The organism is Streptomyces sp. ID05-39B, assembly GCF_033794725.1.
Lineage (GTDB): Bacteria > Actinomycetota > Actinomycetes > Streptomycetales > Streptomycetaceae > Streptomyces > Streptomyces bobili.
The window spans coordinates 1-7,551 of record NZ_JARGEF010000321.1 but is presented as its reverse complement, the minus strand read 5'-3'; the positions used below and the strand labels follow the sequence as shown (position 1 = coordinate 7,551).

Here is a 7,551-nt window from a genome sequence, read left to right as displayed (position 1 = left end):
GGGCGTGGGAGCGGGGCCGCGGGCGGCTTCGAGGGTGCGGGCGAAGCGGGTGCGCAGGGAGTCGAGGGCGTCGCGGGTGGTGGTGGTTTCGGAGTGGTCGGCCATGCAGTCATCTTTCCCCGTCCGGCCGGGGACGCGGGGGTGAGCGCGGCGGCTCACAGGCGTATTCTGGAATTGGACTAGACCTGTAGGCCGTCGATGAATGGGGTCCCATGAGCAAGCGTGCAGTCCTGGAGGTGATCGCCCTCGACGCGCGGGACGCGGTCGCCGCCCAGGCCGGAGGCGCGGACCGCCTCGAAGTGGTCACCGACATCGCCGCCGACGGGCTCACCCCGCCCGTCCCGGCGTTCGCCGCGATCCGGGCCGCCGTCGACCTCGACCTGCGCGTGATGCTGCGCCTGAGCGACGGGTTCGCCGCCGGGGACGCCGCGGACGTCGCACGGCTCGTCCGGGCCGCCGGGGAACTGCGGGCGGCCGGGGCGGACCAGTTCGTGCTCGGCTTCCTCGACACGGAGGGCGGCGTGGACCTGGCCGCCGTCGAAGGGGTGGTCGCGGAGCTGGACGGCAGCCCGTGGACGTTCCACCGCGCGATCGACCATACGGCCGACCGCGACGCCCTGCGCAAGCAGTGCGAGGGGCTGCCAGGACTGGACACCTACCTCACGGCAGGGTCGGCCACGGGGGTCGACGACGGGCTGGCCGTGCTGATCGCGGAGGCGGGACGGCACGGCGAGCAGGGGTACGAGCAGCAGCTCCTCGTGGGCGGAGGGCTGCGGCTCGATCATGTGCCGGCGCTGCGGGCCGCGGGGATCGACGCCTTCCACATCGGCGGGGCGGCCCGGCCCGGCGGCTGGACGGGGCCGGTGTCGGCGGGGGCCGTGGAGGAGTGGCGGCGGGTGCTGGACGGGCAGTGACGGGTCGCCCCGCCCGCGGGGCTGCCGCGCCCTTACGGCTGGGTCGGCTGGGTCGGCGGGGTCGTGTCGGTCGGCTGGATCTGCTGGGTCACCTGGGTCACCTGGGTCGTCTGGGTCACTTGGGTCAGCTGGGGTGGCAAGCCGGTGGCGTGGGTCACCACCAGCCCCGACACCGCCCGCGTCAGTGCCACGTACAGCCGCCGCAGCCCGGTCCGCTCGTCCGGCTCCCCGTCCACCACCGCGCCCGGCTCGTCCAGGACCACGTAGTCGTACTCCAGGCCCTTGGCCAGGGAGGCCGGGACCAGGGTCAGGCGGGTCTCCAGGGTGGTCTCCTCGCCCGGGGCCAGGAAGGGGATCCCCGCCGCGGTGAGCGCCTCGGCGAGGACGGGCACGCGGGCGTCGGCCGCGATGAGGCCCGTGGAGCCCTCGTTGCCGAGCAACTCCTCGCAGGCCGCGACGACGTCCGCGTCCTGCGGCACCGCGCGGACCTCGAAGAAGCCGGGGTTCTCGCGGACCGAGGCGACCGGTGTCAGGCCCGGCGCGATGTGCGGCAGCAACCGGGAGGCGTAGGTGATGACGTCCGTCGGGACGCGGAAACCGGCCGTGAGTTCCTCGATCACCGCGTCGGCCTTGCCGAGGTGTCCGAGGGCCTCCTCCCAACTCCGCGTCGCCCAGGGCGTGGTGCCCTGCGCCAGGTCACCCAGGACGGTTGCGCTGCCGGTGCTGCACCGACGGCCGACCGCCCGGTACTGCATGGGGGACAGGTCCTGCGCCTCGTCCAGGACCACATGGCCCAGGGAGTGCGTGCGCTCCACGAGATCGGTCGCCTCGTCGATCAACACCGCGTCCGCGGCCGACCACTTGGCGGCCTTCACCGACCGCGCCGCCCTCTTACCCGATCCAGGCAGCCCCCACAGGATCGTCTTCTGCTCGTCCCCGGTGAGGATCCCCTCCGCGTGCTCCGCGAGGAACTCCGGCTCCGAGAGCAGCCGCAGCACCAGCTTCGCCGGATCGACGGGCGGCCAGACCGCCTTCACGGCCGCCTTGACGGCGCTGTTGCGGGCCACCGCGTCCTGCACCCGGTCGTCGGGCGCCTCCCCGGCCCGCTCCATCTGCACCAGCACGGCATGCGCGACGCGCTGCGGGAGGGCGTCACGAGCGGCGCCGTAGCGGATGTCGCGGTCGAGCAACTCGCGGACGAGGCGCTCCAGTTCGTACGCAGGGACCCGCCAGCGGCGTGAGCCGCGCACGACGACGACCGGCTCGGCCGGCAGGCTGACGTGGGAGTACAGCGCCCGCCGCAGCACCTCGGCCATCCTCGCGTCGCCCTTGACGACCGCCGCGGGGGCCTCGTCGGTGCCCCGCACCTCGACCCGTGCGACGAGGTCGTCGACGGTGGCCTGGCGGACCGCCAGCTCGCCCAGCGCGGGCAGCACCTGCTCGATGTAGTGGAGGAAGGACCGGTTCGGGCCGATGACCAGCGTGCCCGTGCGGGCGAGCCGCTCACGGTGGGCGTACAGCAGATAGGCCACCCGGTGCAGGCCGACGGCCGTCTTCCCGGTGCCGGGGCCGCCCTGGACGCACACCGAGCCGCCCAGCCCGCTGCGGACGATCTCGTCCTGCTCGGGCTGGATCGTGGCGACGATGTCCCGCATCGGACCGACACGCGGCCGCTCGATCTCCCGCTGAAGCAGCTTGCTGGTGGTGGCCGCCTCGCCCGGGTCGGAGAGGCGCTCGTCCTCGTACGCGGTGAGGTCGCCGCCCGTGTAGCCGAAGCGGCGCCTCAGCCCGACGTCCATCGGGTCCTTCTTCGAGGCCCGGTAGAACGGCTGCGAGACCGGCGCACGCCAGTCGATGACCATCGGGTCGCCGTCGTGGTCGTGGACGTGCCGTCGCCCGATATAGAAGCGCTCCCCCTCCGCGCCCTCGGCCCGGTCGGCACCGGGCGCGTGGAGGTAGTCCAGCCGGCCGAAGAACAGCGGGGTGTGGCTGAGGTCGGCGAGCGCCTTGATCCGGTCCCCGATCTGGCGCTCCAGGATCTGGGCGTTGACCCAGTTCGCGGTGACGTCACTGATGTCGAGGGACTGGACGTCCTCCCGCATGGCGCGCAGCGCGGCACGGGAGGAGGCCAGGTGGGAGCGCTCACGGGAGAGCGGGTCGTCAGCGGACACGGGCGTGGACAAGGGAGTGCCTCCGGGCCTGCGGAAGGGGGGACTGCGGGAAGCCGTCCGGTTTCCGTCCGGGCGGCGGCGCTCCGTGGGGAGGCTGGCAAGAGCGGAGATTCTAGGACCTGGGGACGCCGGGAAGCCAACCGGTTTTCCGTCCCCTAGGGGACGGAACCGTCTCCGGCCCCTGCTCCCCGGAGGAACAGCTCCCTCTGCGGGTGGAGACGGAGTCCACCCGAAGTGGCTCCTGAGACCGATGCCGCCCTTATGTCCCCTATCGCACCATGGAGTCATGAGCGCAGCGACCTTCACCCCAGCCCCCGCACCGGGCCGTCCGTCCGGCGCGACCTCCGTATCCCCCGGCACCCACCACCACCGCCTCGGCGACGCCCTCCACGCGATACGCGTCTTCGCGGGCGCGGCCTTCGAGGTGGTCGTCCTCGGCGAGTACGGCGAGGAGGTGGGCGTCCGCCGCAGGTAGCTCCGCGGGTGGCTCTGCAGTTGGCTCCGCCGGAAACACCGGCAGGTCCGCCGGCGCGTCTGAGTACGTGAGGCGCCCGGATGAGTACCCGCGCAGATTCCCGCCCACCCCGCCAGGCGGTTCACTCGGGACATGACGACGCCGCAGCACGGGCCGTATCCCCCGCAGGGACCGCAGCACGGGCCGTACTCCCCACCGAACCACCCGGGCCACCCGGGCCACCCGGATCCGCAGTACTACGGCTACGTCCCGTACCGGGTCCCCGGTCCCGACGACTTCGACCACCGGACCTCGACCGCTCCGCTGGTCGCCACCGTGCTGCTGCTGACGGTCTTCGGACCCGCCGCCCTCTTCCTCGGCGGCCTGTCCGTGATGGCCACCGACAGCTGCGGCTCCGACTGTCCGACGGCGCTCACGACCTGGCTGTACCTGATCTACGGCACGATCGTCTTCGGCGGCGTGCTCTCGCTCGCCGCGCTCGTCACCGCCTGGTCGCTGCCCCGCAAGGTCCGCTACTGGAACCTGCGCCGCTGGGCCGCCTTCGCCACCGTCGCCCCGTCGGTGCTCGTGATCGCCCTGGTGTGCACGATCCCCTCACCGTGACCGGATCTCGCACCGTGACCGGACCGCTCATCGTGACCGGACCGCTCACCGTGACCCGCCCGCTCACCGTGACCGATTCCCTCACAGCAACCGGACCCCTCACCGTGACGGATCAGGCCTCCTCCGCCAGCAGTTCCGTCGCGTCCATGATCCGGTAGGCGTAGCCCTGTTCGGCGAGGAAGCGCTGCCGGTGGGCGGCGAAGTCCTGGTCGAGCGTGTCGCGGGCGACGACCGAGTAGAAGTGGGCCTGGTGGCCGTCCGCCTTCGGTCGCAGCACCCGGCCCAGCCGCTGGGCCTCCTCCTGACGTGAGCCGAAGGTGCCCGAGACCTGGATGGCGACCGTCGCCTCGGGCAGGTCGATCGAGAAGTTCGCGACTTTCGACACGACCAGCACGCTGATCTCACCCTGCCGGAAGGACTCGAACAGCTTCTCCCGCTGCGCGTTGGACGTCTCGCCCTTGATGACCGGCGCGTTCAGATGCTCCCCCAGCTCGTCGAGCTGGTCGATGTACTGGCCGATGACGAGGATCTGCTGCCCGGCGAACCGGCGCACGATCGCCTCCGTCACCTTCCGCTTGGTCTCGGTGGTGGCGCAGAAGCGGTACTTCTCCTCGGCCTCGGCGGTCGCGTAGGCGAGCCGCTCGGCGTCCGTGAGGTTGACCCGGACCTCGACACAGTCCGCGGGCGCGATGTAGCCCTGCGCCTCGATCTCCTTCCACGGAGCGTCGAACCGCTTCGGCCCGATGAGCGAGAAGACGTCCGACTCGCGGCCGTCCTCGCGCACCAGCGTGGCCGTGAGCCCCAGTCGCCGCCGTGCCTGAAGGTCCGCCGTGAACTTGAAGACCGGCGCCGGCAGCAGGTGCACCTCGTCGTAGACGATCAGCCCCCAGTCGCGGGAGTCGAACAGCTCCAGGTGCGGGTAGACGCCCTTCCGCCTGGTCGTCAGCACCTGGTAGGTGGCGATGGTGACGGGCCGGATCTCCTTGCGCGTCCCGCTGTACTCGCCGATCTCCTCCTCGGTCAGCGACGTCCGCTTGATCAGCTCGTGCTTCCACTGCCGGGCGGAGACGGTGTTCGTGACGAGGATCAGCGTGGTCGCCTTCGCCTGCGCCATCGACCCCGCCCCGACCAGCGTCTTCCCGGCGCCGCAGGGCAGGACCACGACCCCGGACCCGCCGTGCCAGAAATTCTCCACGGCCTGCTTCTGGTACGGCCGCAGCGCCCAGCCGTCCTCGGCCAGCTCGATCGGATGCGCCTCGCCGTCGACGTAGCCCGCGAGGTCCTCGGCGGGCCAGCCCAGCTTCAGCAGGGTCTGCTTGATCTGCCCGCGCTCGGAGGGGTGCACGGCGACCGTGTCGGGGTCGATCCGCGTCCCGACCAGCGGGGCGACCCGCTTGGAGCGCAGGATCTCCTCCAGGACCGGCCGGTCCGTGGTGGTCAGCACGAGACCGTGCGCCGGGTGCTTGCTGAGCGTCAGCCGCCCGTAGCGGTCCATCGTCTCGGCGATGTCCACCAGCAGCGCGTGCGGCACGGGATAGCGGCTGAACTCCACCAGCGCGTCCACCACCTGCTCGGCGTCGTGCCCGGCGGCGCGCGCGTTCCACAGGCCCAGCGGGGTCAGCCGGTAGGTGTGGATGTGCTCGGGCGCCCGCTCCAGTTCGGCGAACGGCGCGATGGCGCGGCGGCACGCGTCGGCCCGCTCGTGGTCGACCTCCAAGAGCAGGGTCTTGTCGGACTGGACGATGAGTGGACCATTCACGCGCGGCACCCTTTCCTTCACGGCCGTGGAACGCGGCCAAACGTCCAGTGTGCCCTACCGGCCACGACGGGGGTGGGGGTGCGACAGAGTGGCCTTCATGACAGCCACGGGCGAGCGGGTGGACCGGGTCGACGAGCGGGACCGGGTGATCGGGGTGGTGGACAGAGGTGACGCCATCGCCAACGGCTGGCTGCACCGCGTCGCGACGACCGTCTGCCGCGACGCGGACGGCCGGATCCTGGTGCACCGGCGCCCGGAGAGCATGTCCCGCTTCCCCGGCCAGTACAACTGGCTGGTCGGCGGTGGTGTAGAGGCCGGCGAGTCCTACGAACGGGCCGCGGCCCGCGAGCTGGCCGAGGAACTCGGCGTGCCGGCACCGACGGTCCGGTTCGCGTTCACGTTCCTGTGCCGGGGAGTGATCAGCCCCTACTGGCTCGGCGTCCACGAAGCCGTCGTCACCGGGGACCTCTCCCCCGACCCGGAGGAGATCGACTGGCACGCCTGGGTCACCGAGAGCGAGCTGCGCGAGCTGACCGGGCGCCTGCCGTTCGTCCCCGACGGCGTCGAGGCCCTGCGCCGCTACACGGCCGGACGCCGCGGGAGACGCGCCTCGTGACGCCCCATGCGCGCCCCGCGTGACGTCTACGCCTCGTCGTCCGCCAGTTCCGCCACTCCCGTGATCCGGTGCAGCGGGTACGTCCTGACCTCGTCCGCCGTGTGGTCGTACGCCGTCACGAAGCCGCCCTCCACCCGGACCGGGGCGATGACGCGCTGGCTGGCGGAACCCTCGGCGTTGACGTAGCCGATCCACACGGCCTCACCGGTGAGCACGGCGGCCTGCATGGTGGCGAGGGTGTCGGCGGGGGAGGTGCGGGGAAGGGCGCCGGGCGCCTGCGCGAGGGCGTCCTCGGCCGGCTTGCGGGGGGCCGTGGACGCCAGGTCACCGGCGCGGATCGCCCGGATCGCCGCCGAGAGGAGCGTGCCGTCGGGGACGGGCGGACCCTCCGGGACCGGCTCCGGCGCCGTGCGGGGCGGGCTGCGATGGGCGTCCGCGCGGGTGATCAGGACATCTCCCTCGGCGGACTCGGCGGCCGGTGCGAACCCCATCGCGCGCAGCCCGTCGAGCAGGGCCGCCGGGTCGGCCTGGGCCGCCAGCACGGTCGGCGCGAGGCGGCGCAGCCGCAGGGCGGCGGCACGCTTGTCGGCGAGGATCTCGTTGAGCATCGCGTCGTCGTCGCAGCGGACGTACGCCGAGGCCGCGCCCACCCGGAGATGTCCGTGCCGGCGGGCCACGTCGTCGATCAGGTACGTCAGCGGCTGCGGCACCGGCGTACGGGAGTGCTCGGCGAGGAAGGCGTGCAGGTCGGACGCGGTACGGCCGGCGTCCAGGGCACGGCGTACGGAGCCGGGTGTGAAGCGGTAGACGGTCGCCCCGCCCTTCGACTCCACGTCGGCGAGCACCCCCAGCACGTCGGCGAGCGGCCGGTGCAGCGGGCCGGGCGCCACCGCCGTGAGGTCCGCCTGGAGCAGCACATGGTCCAGCGGCTCGGGCAGCAGCGGCGCGAGAAGCCGTACGGCCGCAGCGGAGGCGGCGGCCCGCTCGGCGGGGGGGACGGGGCCGGGTGCGTG

General features: G+C 72.7%; 7 protein-coding genes. 4 read left to right on the top strand and 3 right to left on the bottom strand.

Annotated features, from left to right (window positions below; translation table 11 throughout):
• Positions 1–212: 212 nt before the first annotated feature.
• Entirely contained in the window at positions 213–914 is a 702-nt protein-coding gene (locus tag P1P75_RS37655; RefSeq protein ID WP_319263910.1) for a copper homeostasis protein CutC, read from the top strand.
• A 32-nt stretch (positions 915–946) separates the two neighbouring features.
• On the opposite strand, the gene P1P75_RS37650 is transcribed toward P1P75_RS37655, so the two are convergent.
• Positions 947–3,097, bottom strand: coding sequence for an ATP-binding domain-containing protein (locus tag P1P75_RS37650; RefSeq protein ID WP_319263909.1), 2,151 nt, complete (start codon positions 3,095–3,097; stop codon positions 947–949).
• Between the two features lie 274 nt (positions 3,098–3,371).
• On the opposite strand from P1P75_RS37650, the gene P1P75_RS37645 reads away from it, so the two are divergent.
• Both P1P75_RS37645 and P1P75_RS37640 read left to right on the top strand, forming a co-directional pair.
• Positions 3,372–3,560 (top strand): hypothetical protein, encoded by a 189-nt coding sequence (locus P1P75_RS37645; RefSeq protein WP_319263907.1) that lies wholly within the window; start codon positions 3,372–3,374, stop codon positions 3,558–3,560.
• 132 nt (positions 3,561–3,692) lie between these two features.
• Entirely contained in the window at positions 3,693–4,163 is a 471-nt protein-coding gene (locus P1P75_RS37640; protein WP_319263906.1) for a hypothetical protein, read from the top strand.
• Positions 4,164–4,275: 112 nt separating this feature from the next.
• On the opposite strand, the gene P1P75_RS37635 is transcribed toward P1P75_RS37640, so the two are convergent.
• Complete coding sequence (locus P1P75_RS37635) at positions 4,276–5,922, bottom strand: DNA repair helicase XPB (protein ID WP_319263904.1); 1,647 nt, start codon at positions 5,920–5,922, stop codon at positions 4,276–4,278.
• A gap of 97 nt (positions 5,923–6,019) precedes the next feature.
• Here P1P75_RS37635 and P1P75_RS37630 point away from each other — a divergent pair, with 97 nt between their 5' ends.
• Complete coding sequence (locus P1P75_RS37630; protein WP_319263902.1) at positions 6,020–6,538, top strand: NUDIX domain-containing protein; 519 nt, start codon at positions 6,020–6,022, stop codon at positions 6,536–6,538.
• A gap of 26 nt (positions 6,539–6,564) precedes the next feature.
• Here the strand turns inward: P1P75_RS37630 and P1P75_RS37625 are convergent.
• Positions 6,565–7,551: helicase C-terminal domain-containing protein (locus P1P75_RS37625; RefSeq protein ID WP_319263901.1), on the bottom strand; the 987-nt coding region annotated here is incomplete at its 5' end.